The organism is Bradyrhizobium sp. dw_411, assembly GCF_018449695.1.
Taxonomy (GTDB): domain Bacteria; phylum Pseudomonadota; class Alphaproteobacteria; order Rhizobiales; family Xanthobacteraceae; genus Bradyrhizobium.
The window spans coordinates 72,872-85,605 of record NZ_JAAVUY010000022.1 but is presented as its reverse complement, the minus strand read 5'-3'; the positions used below and the strand labels follow the sequence as shown (position 1 = coordinate 85,605).

Sequence of the window (12,734 nt, the reverse complement as noted above, 5' to 3'; positions counted from 1 at the left end):
TTAGTCATGTCACGTATCGGCAAACGGCCAGTGACGGTGCCTTCGGGCGTCACCGCGACCGTCGAGGGACAGACCGTCAAGATGAAGGGGCCGAAGGGCCAGCTTCAGTTCGTCGTTCATGACGACGTTGAGGTGAAGTTCGAGAACGGCGCCGTCAAGGTGAACCCGCGGTTCGAAACCAACCGCGCGCAGGCCCTCTACGGCACCGCGCGCGCGCAGGTCGCGAACCTGGTCGCCGGCGTCACCAAGGGTTTCGAGAAGAAGCTCGAGATCACGGGCGTCGGCTATCGTGCCGCGTTGCAGGGCAAGAACCTGCAGCTCGCGCTCGGCTACAGCCACGACGTCGTCTACGCGATCCCGGAAGGCATTGCGATCACGGTTCCGAAGCCGACCGAGATCGTCATCGCCGGCAACGATATCCAGCGCGTCGGCCAGGTCGCCGCCGAGATCCGCAGCTACCGTCCGCCGGAGCCCTACAAGGGCAAGGGCGTGAAGTATTCCGATGAATTTATCTTCCGCAAGGAAGGCAAGAAGAAGTAACGGAGCCGGTCATGTCGAGACTCAAGATTACGAATGCCCGGCGCAAGCAACGCGTAAGGTTGTCCTTGCGCCGCACGGCCAACGGCCGCCCGCGTCTGTCGGTGTTCCGCTCGTCGAAGCACATCTATGCCCAGGTCATCGACGACCTGAAGGGCGAGACGCTGGCTTCGGCCTCGTCGCTGGAGAAGGCGATGCGCGATACCGGCAACACCGGCGCCAACATCGATGCGGCGAAGGCGGTCGGCAAGCTGCTGGCGGAGCGTGCGGTCAAGAACGGCGTCACGGAAGTGGTGTTCGATCGCGGCGGCTATCTCTATCACGGGCGAGTCAAGGCGCTCGCGGATGCCGCGCGCGAAAGCGGGCTGAGCTTCTAAGTTTTAAGATTTGGAATTGAACAGGACTGGGGCGCAAGCCTCTTAAGGATTGGAAAACACCATGGCAGGTGAACGCGAACGCGGCGGTGGCGGCCACAGGGGCGGCCGGGAAGAGCGCGACAGCGAATTCGTCGACAAGCTCGTCCACATCAATCGTGTGGCGAAGGTCGTCAAGGGCGGCAAGCGCTTCGGCTTTGCAGCGCTGGTCGTGATCGGCGATCAAAAGGGCCGGGTCGGATTCGGCCACGGCAAGGCGCGCGAAGTTCCGGAAGCGATCCGCAAGGCAACTGAATCGGCCAAGCGCAATCTGACGCGCGTGGCTCTTCGTGAAGGCCGTACGCTGCATCACGACATCGCCGGCCGTCACGGTGCGGGCCGGGTCTATCTGCGCGCGGCGCCGGCGGGTACCGGCATCATCGCGGGTGGCCCGATGCGTGCGGTGTTCGAAACGCTTGGCATCCAGGACGTGGTGGCGAAGTCGATCGGCTCGTCGAACCCCTACAACATGGTTCGCGCCACCTTCGACGCGCTGAAGCATCAGGATTCGCCGCGTTCGGTCGCGGCACGCCGCAACATCAAGGTGTCCACGCTGCAGTCGCGCCGTGTCGGTGGCGACGCCGAAGTGGTCGCTGAATAATAAAACGCGCTGACGCGCTTTTCGGAGTTACGACGATGGCCAAGGCCGCAAAGATGATCAAGGTCGAGCAGACCGGCAGCGCGATCCGCCGCCATCACTCGCAGCGCGAGACGCTGATCGGCCTCAAGCTCAACAAGATCGGCCGCGTTACCGAGCTGCAGGACACGCCTGCGGTTCGCGGCATGATCGCGAAGGTTCAACATCTCGTTCGCGTCGTCGACGAGAAATAAGTCGGAGCATGATCCCGAAAAGTGTTTAGCGGTTTTCGGTCAAGATCATGCTCCAAGGATAAAGGAAGCTAACTATGAAGCTCAGCGATATCGCCGACAACGCCGGCTCGCGCAAAAAGCGCATGCGCGTCGGCCGTGGCATTGGCTCAGGCAAGGGCAAGACCGCCGGTCGTGGCGGCAAGGGCCAGACCGCGCGTTCGGGCGTGCGCATCAAGGGCTTCGAGGGTGGTCAGATGCCGCTGCATCGGCGCCTGCCGAAGCGCGGCTTCAACAACATTTTCCGGGTCGAATATGCCGAGATCAATCTCGACCGTATTCAGGACGCGATCAATTCCAAGCTGATCGACGCCAAGGACACCCTCAATGCCGAGTCGCTGGTGAAAGCCGGCGTGATCCGCCGCGCCAAGGCTGGCGTGCGGCTGCTCGGCCGGGGTGAACTCAAGGCCAAGCTGACGATCGAGGTTCACGGCGCTTCGAAAACCGCCATCGCGGCGGTCGAGAAGGCCGGCGGCACGGTGAAGATCCTGGCTCCGGCCAAGGACGAAGGCGAGGCGGCGTAACATCTGCGTCATTGCCCGCTTGGGGCGGGCAATCGGCACGACGGGACGATGGACTTATCGAAGCCGAGCACCAAATAATGTCCGGCGTCCGCTGAGGGGTCCGCTTTCCCGGATCTGACAGCGCAAGGGGCGCCCGGGAGAAAGCCAAACATGGTCTCAGCAGCGGAACAACTTGCAGCCAACCTCAATTTCGGTGCGCTGGCCAAGGCCGACGAACTGAAGAAGCGCATCTGGTTCACACTGGGTGCGCTGCTTGTTTATCGGCTCGGCACCTATATTCCGCTTCCCGGCATCGATCCCAACATCTGGGAGCAGGTGTTCAAGTCCCAGGCCGGTGGAATTCTCGGCATGTTCAACATGTTCGCCGGCGGCGGCATCCACCGCATGGCGATCTTTGCGCTCAACATCATGCCGTATATCTCGGCCTCGATCATCATTCAGCTTCTGACCACGGTGTCGCCGCAGCTCGAAGCGCTCAAGAAGGAAGGCGAGGCGGGCCGCAAGACGCTGAACCAGTACACCCGCTATCTCACTGTGATTCTCGCCGCGTTCCAGTCCTACGGCATTGCGGTCGGCCTTGAAGGTGCTGGCAACGTCGTCAGCGATCCCGGCATGTTCTTCCGGTTGTCGACTGCAATCACGCTGACCGGCGGCACCATGTTCCTGATGTGGCTCGGCGAGCAGATCACCTCGCGCGGCATCGGCAACGGCATTTCGCTGATCATTCTTTCCGGCATCGTCGCCGAGCTGCCCTCGGCGCTCGCCAACATGCTGGAGCTCGGCCGTCAGGGCGCACTGTCCACCGGGCTCATCCTGGTGGTGATCGTGATGGCGGTCGCCGTGATCGCCTTCATCGTGTTCATGGAGCGCGCGCAGCGGCGGCTGTTGATCCAGTATCCAAAGCGCCAGGTCGGCAACAAGATGTTCGAGGGCCAGTCCTCGCATCTGCCGCTCAAGCTCAATACCTCGGGCGTGATTCCGCCGATCTTCGCGTCCTCGCTGCTGCTGTTGCCGACCACGGTCGCCAATTTCAACGCGGGCAAGGGGCCGGAATGGTTTCAGTGGATCACCACCCAGCTCGGCCATGGCCGTCCGCTGTTCTTGATTCTCTATCTGGCGCTGATCGTGTTCTTCGCGTTCTTCTATACCGCGATCGTGTTCAACCCGACCGAAACCGCCGACAACCTCAAGAAGCATGGCGGCTTCATTCCGGGCATCCGGCCGGGCGAGCGTACCGCCGAATATATCGATTACGTGCTGTCCCGCATCACGGTGCTCGGCGCGATTTATCTGGCGATCGTCTGCCTGATTCCCGAAATTCTGATTTCCTACGCCTCGGTGCCGTTTTACTTTGGCGGCACCTCGCTTTTGATCGTGGTCAGCGTGACCATGGATACGGTGGCGCAGGTTCAGGGTTATCTGCTCGCCCATCAATATGAGGGGCTGATCAGGAAGTCGAAGTTGAGAGGGCGTCGCCGCTGACGCCGGACTATGTGCATTTCGCTTTCGCCATCCGCGCTCGGCGCTGATTGTAGTTAGCGCTGTCGTGATTTGAATCTTGGGTGCGCGACGAATCGGGCACCAAGCCGGGGGGCGAACATTCATGAGATTGATCCTTCTCGGGCCGCCGGGGGCGGGCAAGGGCACGCAGGCACAGCGGCTGATTAACCGATACGGCATTGTTCAACTCTCGACCGGCGAAATGCTGCGTGCGGCCGTGTCGGCGCAGACGCCGGTCGGCCTCAAGGCCAAGGACATCATGGCCGCGGGCGGCCTGGTGCCGGACGAGATCGTGATCGGAATCATCTCCGACCGGCTGGATCAGCCAGACGCCGTGAAGGGTTTTATCCTCGACGGTTTTCCGCGCACGGTGCCGCAGGCCGCGGCGCTGGATGAGTTGCTCAAGAAAAAGCACATCAAGCTCGATGCGGTGATCGAGCTTCGCGTCAACGAAAGCGCGCTGTTGCAGCGAGTCGAGACCCGGGTCGCGGAGATGCGGGCGCGCGGCGAGGAAGTGCGAATCGATGACACGCCGGAAGTGCTGACCAAGCGGCTCGCGAGCTATCGTTCGATGACGGAGCCGCTAATTCACTATTATTCCGAGCGACGCAAACTGCTGACGGTCGATGGCATGATGACCATCGAACACGTCACCCGCGAGATTAACCGCATTCTGTCCGCCATTGGTGCTGTGGAAGCCAAGGCGTCCGAGAAGGCCGCCAAGGCCAAGTCGGCCGCGAAGTCGAAGGCCATATCGGCCAAAGCCGCCGAAAAGACCGCCAAACCGGCCCGCCGCAGCGTCAGCGCCCCTAAAAAGGCAGCAAAAGCCTCTGGAAAGGCCGGGAAGCCGGCGTCCAGGGTAGTCAAAAAGGCAGCCAAAAAGCCCTCCCGGAAGGTGGCCGCAGGTTCCACGACCCGCCCAGCCAAGAAGGCTGGAAAAACCGCAAAAAAGGTCACGAAAAAGCGAGCTAAAGCATAGGGACGGTTGACGAAACCAAGTTGAATCCTTTAATAAGCCCGGTATCCAGTCGGTTAGTTTCAGACGATGCCGGGCCCCAAGATATCAAAGGGGAAGGGCGTCGTGTTCGCGTTTGTGAACACCTGCCCGAGATAGCTAGAAAAAATGGCCGGTCCGCGAGGGATCGGCGACAGGAGAGAAGTCCGTGGCCCGTATTGCCGGCGTGAATATCCCGACTAACAAGCGCGTCCTGATCGCGCTCCAGTACATCCATGGCATCGGCCAGAAGAACGCGGCCGACATCATGGAGAAGGTCAAGATTCCAGAAGATCGCCGCGTCAATCAGCTCAGCGATCAGGAAGTCCTGCAGATTCGTGAAGTGATCGATCGCGACTATCTGGTCGAAGGCGACCTGCGTCGCGAGACCGGGATGAACATCAAGCGTTTGATGGATCTCGGCTGCTACCGCGGCTTGCGTCATCGCCGCGGATTGCCGGTGCGCGGTCAGCGTACCCATACCAATGCGCGCACGCGCAAGGGTCCGGCCAAGTCGATCGCCGGCAAGAAGAAGTAAATTTGCGATACGCGGATAGGGAAGGGCGAATGATTTTATTCGCCGCTTGCTATTCGCTTCTCGTTTTTCAGGTGTAGCCGCTGGCATTACGGCGGCGTTGAGATCTTAGGAAAGGTTTTGGAATGGGCAAGGAAGCCACCCGCGTACGTCGTCGCGAGCGCAAGAACATCGCCTCCGGCATCGCGCACGTGAATTCGTCATTCAACAACACGACCATCACCATTACTGACGCGCAGGGCAACACCATTGCCTGGTCGTCGGCCGGCACGATGGGTTTCAAGGGATCGCGCAAATCGACTCCTTATGCTGCGCAGGTCGCGGCGGAAGACGTTTCCAAGAAGGCGCAGGAACACGGCATGCGCACTTTGGAAGTGGAAGTGGCCGGCCCCGGTTCGGGCCGTGAATCGGCGCTTCGTGCGCTGCAGGCTGCGGGCTTCACCGTTACATCGATCCGCGACGTGACGACGATCCCGCACAATGGCTGCCGTCCGCGCAAACGCCGGCGGGTTTGATTTTGGTGCGTGGGCGGCTCTGCCGCCCGCGATGGTTTTGAGAAATTGCAAGCCGTGGACTGATCCGCGGGTCTCCAACGCCAGTGATCTCTTCGCGGATCGACTGGCCAATGGGTGAAAACAGTGACGATCCAGAAAAATTGGCAAGAACTTATCCGCCCGAACAAGCTGCAGGTAACTCCCGGTCACGACGCCACGCGTTTTGCGACCCTGGTTGCCGAGCCGCTTGAGCGCGGCTTCGGCCAGACGCTCGGCAACGCGCTGCGCCGCATCCTGTTGTCGTCGCTGCAGGGTGCAGCGGTGCAGTCGGTGCACATCGACGGCGTGCTGCACGAGTTCTCCTCGATCGCGGGCGTTCGTGAGGACGTCACCGACATCGTGCTGAACATCAAGGACATCGCGATCAAGATGCAGGGCGAAGGCCCCAAGCGCATGGTCGTGAAGAAGCAGGGCCCCGGCACCGTTACCGCCGGCGACATCCAGACCGTCGGCGATGTCACCGTGCTCAATCCGGACCTGCAGATCTGCACCCTCGACGAGGGTGCGGAAATCCGCATGGAATTCACCGTCGCGTCCGGCAAGGGCTACGTCGCCGCCGAGCGCAATCGTCCGGAAGACGCGCCGATCGGCCTGATCCCGGTCGACAGCCTGTTCTCCCCGGTGCGCAAGGTTTCCTACAAGGTCGAGAACACCCGCGAAGGCCAGATTCTCGACTACGACAAGCTGACCATGACCATCGAGACCAACGGCGCGATCTCGCCTGACGATGCGGTGGCCTATGCCGCGCGCATCCTGCAGGATCAGCTCAATGTGTTCGTCAACTTCGAAGAGCCGCGCAAGGAAGTCGCGCAGGAGATCATCCCCGATCTCGCCTTCAACCCCGCCTTCCTCAAGAAGGTCGACGAGCTCGAGCTGTCGGTTCGTTCGGCCAACTGCCTGAAGAACGACAACATCGTTTACATCGGCGATCTCGTGCAGAAGTCGGAAGCGGAAATGCTCCGTACCCCGAACTTCGGCCGCAAGTCGCTGAACGAGATCAAGGAAGTGCTGGCCCAGATGGGTCTGCATCTCGGCATGGAAGTGCCGGGTTGGCCGCCGGAGAATATCGACGAACTGGCCAAGCGCTTCGAAGACCACTACTGATTTTGTCATTCCGGGGCGATGCGCAGCATCGAACCCGGAATCTCGAACTTCCGGGTCTGGTGCTAGCGCACCATCCCGGAATGGCAGGGCGAACGCAGGCGGCCCACCTGAGCATTGTCCGACGAACTGTCGCGACGGAATAAGTACAGAGGAATATCACATGCGTCACGGCAAGGTTCATCGGAAGCTCAACCGCACGGCGGAACATCGCCGCGCGATGTTCGCCAATATGTGTGCGTCGCTGATCAAGCACGAGCAGATCGTCACCACGCTGCCCAAGGCCAAGGAACTTCGCCCGATCGTGGAGAAGCTGGTTACGCTCGGCAAGAAGGGCGGTCTGGCGATGCGCCGGCAGGCGATCTCCGAGATGCGCGATCTCGACCAGACCAAGAAACTGTTCGACGTTCTCGCCACCCGCTACAAGGACCGCCAGGGCGGCTACACCCGCATCATCAAGGCCGGCTTCCGTTACGGCGACAATGCGCCGATGGCCGTGATCGAATTCGTCGACCGCGACGTCGACGCCAAGGGCCTCGATTCCGGTCCGGTGCAGGAAAAGACCGCGGACGCGGCGTAAGCCTGATCCAGTGAATTGCTTTACGAAAACGGCGCCTTCAGGCGCCGTTTTTTGTTTTGGAAAGCGAATACTCAAATAAGCCCGTCATTGCGAGCGAAGCGAAGCAATCCATGAGGCGGCAAAGTAAGCTGGATTGCTTCGCTTCGCTCGCAATGACGAATTAAATGGTAGGGTGGGCAAAGTCACCTCGCGAATGTGCGCCCCGCTTGCGGTCGCATGCACCACTCCCGATATGCCTCTGCAGCAACCATGGAGATGTCGCATGAATATCGATCTCAAAGGCAAGACCGCGCTGGTGACGGGTTCGACCGCGGGCATCGGCCACGCCATCGCCAAGGGCCTCGCTGGCTCGGGCGCGGACGTGGTGATCAACGGCCGCACACAGGCCAAGGTCGATGCGGCGGTGGCCGCCCTTGCCAAGGCGGTACCCGGCAGCAAAGTGCGCGGCGTCGCCGCCGACGTCTCGACCGCAGCGGGTTGCCAAACGCTGGTCGCGGCGCTGCCGGATGTGGACATCCTGATCAACAATGCCGGGATTTTTGAGCCCAAGGGTTTTCTGGATATTCCCGATGAGGACTGGAGCCGCTTCTTCGAGGTCAATGTGATGTCGGGCGTGCGGCTGTCGCGCGCCTATTTGCCTGGCATGCTCAAGCGCAACTGGGGCCGCATCGTCTTCATCTCCTCGGAATCCGCGCTGAACATCCCGAAGGAGATGATCCATTACGGCATGACCAAGACCGCGCAACTCGCGATCTCGCGGGGCCTGGCTGAGATGACCCGCGGCACCGCAGTGACCGTCAATTCAGTGCTGCCGGGACCGACGATGTCAGAGGGCGTCGAAACCTTTGTGAAGGATCTGGCGAAGCAAAACGGTCAGTCGGTCGACGAAGCCGCGTCGCAATTCGTCAAGCAGTTCCGTCCGACCTCGCTGCTGCAACGTTTTGCCAGCGTCGAGGAGATCGCCAACATGGTGGTCTATATCAGTTCAAAGGAAGCCTCCGCGACCAACGGCGCGGCGTTGCGTGCCGAAGGCGGGATCGTGCAGACGATTGCGTGAGATGGGGATCGTAGGGTGGGCAAAGCGAAGCGTGCCCCCCATCTTGGTCAACGAGAAGATGGTGGGCACGGCGCAGATGCGCCTTTGCCCACCCTACAAAGTCAGAGTTCTACCACCCCTCGAGCACGATCTTGCCGCGCGATTTGCCCGACTCCAGCAATGCATGCGCGCGCTTCAGGTTGGCGGCGTTGATGGTGCCGAACGCCTGATCGAGCGTGGTGCGCAGTACGCCCTTGTCGATCAGATCAGCCACGTCATTGAGCAAAGCATGCTGGCCGATCATGTCAGGTGTCCGGAACGAGCTGCGGGTAAACATCGATTCCCAGTGCACCGAAACCGACTTGCCTTTGAAGGCGGCGACGTTGAATTCCGCGGGATCGTCGATCAATCCATATTTGCCCTGCGGCGCGATAATGTCCGCCAGCGCCTTGTAGTGATCGCCGGTATTGGTGAGGCTCGCGATCAGCGCCACCGGCGGCAATTTCAATTTGTCGATCTGCTCTTTCATCGGCTTACTGTGATCGATCACGGCATGGGCGCCGAGATCGAGGCACCATTTCTGGGTTTCCGGCCGCGACGCCGTTGCCACCACCGTGAGGCCAGTAAGGCGCCGGGCGAGCTGGGTCAGGATCGAGCCGACGCCGCCGGCGCCGCCGATGATCAGGAGCGTGCGCGGATCGACGCTTCGGCCGGGCACGGCACCAAGCCGATCGAACAGCAGTTCCCAGGCGGTGATCGAGGTCAGGGGCAGCGCGGCCGCCTCGGCGAATGACAGCGTTGACGGCTTGCGGCCGACGATCCGCTCATCCACCAGATGAAATTCCGAATTGGTGCCCTGACGCTGGATCGAGCCGGCGTAATAGACCTCGTCGCCGGCCTTGAACAGCGTCACATCGGGGCCGACCGCATCGACCACACCGGCGGCGTCATAGCCCAAAATCTTGGTTTCGCCTTCGGGCGGGGCCGCGCGCTTGCGGACCTTGTAATCGACCGGATTGACCGAGATCGCCTTGACGGCGACCCGGATGTCGCGGCCGGCCGGTTGTGGTTTCGTGGTCTCGAAATCGATCAGCGCATCTGCCGCATCGGTAGGCAGCGATTTTTTATACCCGACGGCCTTCATAGGCGGTTCTCCTTGTTGCCGGCCGTAAACACCGGCCCCCCGACTAGGTGCGATTTTGCCGCTGGAATTGCAAGATGGCCGTGTAAGTCCATCCGGCGCGTGGCCCCCGAAAGGCTCCAATCACTTCTATTCGCGGGCCCGGGGGCCTATATTCGCCCCATCTATTCTCGGGAATCCCCTCATGATCGTTGTTCGCATTCTCACGGCATTGCTGGTTGTTTGGGCCGCGACGGCCCCGGCGATGTCCCAGGACCGCCGCGTGCCGGCTTCGGGCGCGGAACTCAAGCTCTCCTATGCCCCGATCGTACAGCGCGTGCAGCCGGCGGTGGTCACCGTCTACGCTGCCAAGGTGGTGCAAGACCGCAATCCCTTGCTCGACGATCCGATCTTTCGCCGCTTCTTCGGCGTCCCCGGCGGGCAGCAGCAGGAGCGGGTGCAGCGCTCGCTCGGATCGGGCGTGATGGTGGATGCTTCCGGCTTGGTCGTGACCAATAATCACGTCGTCGAAGGCGCCGACCAGTTCAAGGTGTCGCTGTCCGACAAGCGCGAATTCGAGGCCGAGATCGTGCTCAAGGACAGCCGTACGGATCTGGCCATTCTTCGGCTGAAAGACGTCAACGAAAAATTCCCGACGCTGGATTTTGCCAATTCCGACGAGCTGATGGTCGGCGACGTCGTGCTGGCGATCGGCAATCCCTTTGGCGTCGGACAGACCGTTACCCACGGCATCATCTCGGCGCTGGCGCGCACGCAAGTCGGCATCACCGACTATCAGTTCTTCATCCAGACCGATGCCGCGATCAATCCGGGCAATTCGGGCGGTGCGCTGGTCGACATGACCGGCAAGCTTGCCGGCATCAACACCGCGATCTTCTCGCGCTCCGGCGGCTCTCAAGGCATCGGCTTTGCGATCCCGGCCAATATGGTGCGGGTGGTCGTGACTTCGGCGAAAAGTGGCGGCAAGGCGGTCAAGAGGCCGTGGCTCGGTGCGCGGCTGCAGGCGGTGACGCCGGAGATCGCCGAAACCATGGGGCTTCGGCTGCCCTCCGGCGCGCTGGTCGCCAATGTCGTTGCCGGCAGCCCGGCGGCGCGGGGCGGGCTGAAATTGTCCGATCTGATTGTCACGATCGATGGCCAGACGGTCGAGGATCCCAACGCCTTCGATTATCGCTTCGCCACGCGTCCGCTCGGCGGAAAATCCGAGATCGAAGTGCAGCGCGGCGGCAAAGCTGTAAAGCTGTCGATCCCGCTGGAGACCGCCCCCGACACCGGCCGCAACGAAATCGTCCTGACGACGCGCTCGCCGTTCCAGGGCGCCAAGATCGCTAACATTTCACCGGCGGTCGCCGACGAATTGCATCTGGATTCGGATACCGAAGGCGTCGTGGTGACGGATATCGCCGACGGCGGCACCGCCGCCAATGTCGGTTTCCAGAAAGGCGACATTATTCTCGCGGTCAACAATCAGAAGATCGCCAAAACCAGCGATCTCGAAAAGGCGACGCGCGATACCTCGCGGCTGTGGCGTATCACTTTGGTGCGCGGCGGCCAGCAGATCAATGTTACGCTCGGCGGATGAGCCCGAAGCGCCCACGCGAAGGTACCAACCTGTTCGCCGCCGCGGGGATGGAGCAGGACGCGCCGCATCCGCTTCCCGATAGATTGCGCCCGCGCACGCTGTCGGATGTCGTCGGCCAGGATCACATTCTGGGACCGGACGGCGCACTGACGCGGATGCTGGCGACGCGCACGCTGGGGTCGCTGGTATTCTGGGGACCGCCGGGCACCGGCAAGACCACGGTCGCGCGGCTGTTGGCGGACGCCACCGAGTTGCATTTCGAGCAGCTCTCGGCGGTGTTTTCCGGCGTCGCCGATCTGAAGAAGGCGTTCGATGCCGCCCGCGCGCGGCGCGAGATGGGCAAGGGAACGCTGCTGTTCGTCGACGAGGTACATCGCTTCAATCGCGCCCAGCAGGATTCGTTTCTGCCCGTGATGGAGGACGGCACCGTGGTGCTGGTCGGCGCCACCACCGAAAATCCCTCGTTCGAACTCAACGCCGCTTTGCTGTCGCGGGCGCGTGTGCTGGTGTTTCATTCGCTCGATCCCGCCGCGATCGAAAAACTGTTCGCGCATGCCGAGAGCATCGAGGGCAAAAAGCTGCCGCTCGATGATGAGGCTCGCGCCGTGCTGGTGCGGATGGCCGATGGCGACGGGCGCGCGGCGCTTACGCTCGCCGAAGAGGTCTGGCGCTCAGCGCGCGAGGGCGAAATATTCAACGCCGAAAAATTGCAGGACATCCTGCAGCGGCGCGCGCCGATCTACGACAAGTCGGCCGACGGGCATTACAACCTGATCTCGGCGCTGCATAAATCGGTGCGCGGCTCCGATCCCGATGCGGCGCTGTATTATCTCGCCCGCATGATGGACGCCGGCGAGGATCCGCTGTTTCTGGCGCGGCGCGTCGTGCGGATGGCAGTCGAGGATATTGGGCTCGCCGATCCGCAGGCGCTGGTGATCTGCAATGCGGCCAAGGACGCCTATGATTTTCTCGGCCATCCCGAGGGTGAACTGGCGATCGCGCAGGCGGTGATCTATCTCGCCACCGCGCCGAAATCCAACGCGGCCTACAAGGCGTTCGGCGCCGCGATGCGGACTGCGAAAGAGAATGGTTCGCTGCTACCGCCCAAGCACATCCTGAATTCGCCGACCAAGCTGATGAAGTCGGAAGGCTATGGCGGCGGCTACGAATACGATCACGACACGCCGGAGGCGTTTTCCGGGCAGGATTACTTCCCCGAGGCGCTCGGACGCCAGACCTTCTACGATCCGCCTGACCGCGGCTTCGAGCGCGAAATCCGCAAGCGGCTGGATTACTGGGCCAAGTTACGGGCTCAGCGAGGAAATGGCTGACATCCTTCGCAGGTTTGCTGCTATTTCCGTGACGATTCG

15 protein-coding genes are annotated in these 12,734 nt (G+C 61.7%); 14 read left to right on the top strand and 1 reads right to left on the bottom strand.

Annotated features, from left to right (window positions below; genetic code table 11):
- The first annotated feature begins 6 nt into the window (after positions 1-6).
- The 12 genes from rplF to HB676_RS29350 all read left to right on the top strand — a co-directional run bounded on the left by rplF (position 7) and on the right by HB676_RS29350 (position 8,662).
- Positions 7-540, top strand: a complete 534-nt coding sequence (gene rplF / locus HB676_RS29405; RefSeq protein WP_213741991.1) for a 50S ribosomal protein L6 — start codon at positions 7-9, stop codon at positions 538-540.
- A gap of 11 nt (positions 541-551) precedes the next feature.
- The gene (rplR, locus tag HB676_RS29400; protein ID WP_213741990.1) at positions 552-914 is read left to right on the top strand and encodes a 50S ribosomal protein L18; all 363 of its coding nucleotides are present in this window, start codon (positions 552-554) and stop codon (positions 912-914) included.
- A gap of 61 nt (positions 915-975) precedes the next feature.
- Complete coding sequence (gene rpsE / locus HB676_RS29395; protein WP_213741989.1) at positions 976-1,551, top strand: 30S ribosomal protein S5; 576 nt, start codon at positions 976-978, stop codon at positions 1,549-1,551.
- A 35-nt stretch (positions 1,552-1,586) separates the two neighbouring features.
- Positions 1,587-1,781: a 50S ribosomal protein L30 gene (gene rpmD / locus HB676_RS29390; RefSeq protein WP_213741988.1), complete on the top strand. Its 195-nt coding sequence runs from the start codon at positions 1,587-1,589 to the stop codon at positions 1,779-1,781.
- A 74-nt stretch (positions 1,782-1,855) separates the two neighbouring features.
- Positions 1,856-2,341 carry a 50S ribosomal protein L15 gene (gene rplO, locus HB676_RS29385; protein ID WP_213741987.1) on the top strand — a complete coding sequence of 162 codons (486 nt, stop codon included), beginning with the start codon at positions 1,856-1,858 and terminating at the stop codon, positions 2,339-2,341.
- A gap of 150 nt (positions 2,342-2,491) precedes the next feature.
- Positions 2,492-3,823, top strand: a complete 1,332-nt coding sequence (secY, locus tag HB676_RS29380; protein ID WP_213741986.1) for a preprotein translocase subunit SecY — start codon at positions 2,492-2,494, stop codon at positions 3,821-3,823.
- A 121-nt stretch (positions 3,824-3,944) separates the two neighbouring features.
- Positions 3,945-4,820 carry an adenylate kinase gene (locus HB676_RS29375; RefSeq protein ID WP_213741985.1) on the top strand — a complete coding sequence of 292 codons (876 nt, stop codon included), beginning with the start codon at positions 3,945-3,947 and terminating at the stop codon, positions 4,818-4,820.
- Positions 4,821-5,004: 184 nt separating this feature from the next.
- Entirely contained in the window at positions 5,005-5,373 is a 369-nt protein-coding gene (gene rpsM, locus HB676_RS29370; RefSeq protein ID WP_213741984.1) for a 30S ribosomal protein S13, read from the top strand.
- A 122-nt stretch (positions 5,374-5,495) separates the two neighbouring features.
- Complete coding sequence (gene rpsK / locus HB676_RS29365; protein WP_006021048.1) at positions 5,496-5,885, top strand: 30S ribosomal protein S11; 390 nt, start codon at positions 5,496-5,498, stop codon at positions 5,883-5,885.
- Between the two features lie 114 nt (positions 5,886-5,999).
- Entirely contained in the window at positions 6,000-7,028 is a 1,029-nt protein-coding gene (locus HB676_RS29360; RefSeq protein ID WP_213741983.1) for a DNA-directed RNA polymerase subunit alpha, read from the top strand.
- A gap of 160 nt (positions 7,029-7,188) precedes the next feature.
- Positions 7,189-7,605 carry a 50S ribosomal protein L17 gene (rplQ, locus tag HB676_RS29355; RefSeq protein WP_213741982.1) on the top strand — a complete coding sequence of 139 codons (417 nt, stop codon included), beginning with the start codon at positions 7,189-7,191 and terminating at the stop codon, positions 7,603-7,605.
- 262 nt (positions 7,606-7,867) lie between these two features.
- Positions 7,868-8,662: an SDR family oxidoreductase gene (locus HB676_RS29350; RefSeq protein WP_213741981.1), complete on the top strand. Its 795-nt coding sequence runs from the start codon at positions 7,868-7,870 to the stop codon at positions 8,660-8,662.
- 109 nt (positions 8,663-8,771) lie between these two features.
- On the opposite strand, the gene HB676_RS29345 is transcribed toward HB676_RS29350, so the two are convergent.
- Positions 8,772-9,785, bottom strand: coding sequence for a zinc-binding alcohol dehydrogenase family protein (locus tag HB676_RS29345; RefSeq protein ID WP_213741980.1), 1,014 nt, complete (start codon positions 9,783-9,785; stop codon positions 8,772-8,774).
- A gap of 181 nt (positions 9,786-9,966) precedes the next feature.
- Between HB676_RS29345 and HB676_RS29340 the strand changes: the two genes are divergently transcribed.
- Entirely contained in the window at positions 9,967-11,364 is a 1,398-nt protein-coding gene (locus HB676_RS29340; RefSeq protein WP_213741979.1) for a DegQ family serine endoprotease, read from the top strand.
- On the top strand, positions 11,361-12,695 hold the full coding sequence (locus HB676_RS29335; RefSeq protein WP_213741978.1) for a replication-associated recombination protein A: 1,335 nt from the start codon (positions 11,361-11,363) through the stop codon (positions 12,693-12,695). Before HB676_RS29340 ends, HB676_RS29335 begins: the two co-directional genes overlap by 4 nt.
- Positions 12,696-12,734 lie beyond the last annotated feature (39 nt).